Annotated in this window: 1 protein-coding gene; it reads right to left on the reverse strand. The window is 69.6% G+C overall.

The features are described 5' to 3' along the window. Nucleotides 1–53: 53 nt before the first annotated feature. The gene (locus EEJ42_RS31090; RefSeq protein WP_246097511.1) at nt 54–491 is read right to left on the reverse strand and encodes a hypothetical protein; all 438 of its coding nucleotides are present in this window, start codon (nt 489–491) and stop codon (nt 54–56) included. Nucleotides 492–734: the final 243 nt, after the last annotated feature.

Genomic DNA, 734 nt, shown 5'->3' on the forward strand with positions numbered 1-734 from the left:
CCCCTCGATAAGAATGCGAGGGGCGGGCCGTGGAACCTGTCGGGATTCTGCGCCTACTTCGCGCCGGGATTGAGGACGGCGGGGGCACGGCGTACCGCCTCCCGGGCCATGGCACGGACCATGTGGATGCCGACGGCATTGGCGACCCTGCGCACCGTGTCGTCGCTGAACAAGGCCAACTCCGGCCAGTCGGCCTTGACGGCGTCGAACTGGTCGTCGGTGAGGCGGTCGATCGTCCACGCCGACGGGGCGGCACTGTCGATACCCCGACGCTCGGACATCTCCTCATCGATCGCGTCGAAGTCGTCCACGATCCTCGCGGCGATCTCATCGCGGCTCTCCATGATCGCGACGTCCCAGGCGAGCCCGTTGGCCGGGCGCTCGCCGGAAGCATGCCGGGCAAGACTGGCCCTCCACGCCTCGGTGTTCGTACGCAGGTTGGCTAGCGCGGTGTTCAGGTCGGGCTTGACGCACACAATGTGTCCCTTCACGGGCCGGTAACGGATGGCGGCGGGCCGGAGGGCGGGTTGGGTGTCCCACCGCTCCCCCGGCCCGGTGAACCGCACTGTGGCTGCGGGCGGAGCAACCCCCGCAACCCCTACACACGGGACTGAAGAGCACGAGGCAGGCGGCGACGCACACAGCCGAGCCGGACGGGGCGGACGCGACGTGACCCGCCCCCTTGTGAGGGGCGGGTCACGTTGGCGGCGTTGCTGGTTGGGTCAGCTGGCGGA

This window comes from Streptomyces botrytidirepellens, from assembly GCF_003721215.1.
Lineage (GTDB): Bacteria > Actinomycetota > Actinomycetes > Streptomycetales > Streptomycetaceae > Streptomyces > Streptomyces himastatinicus.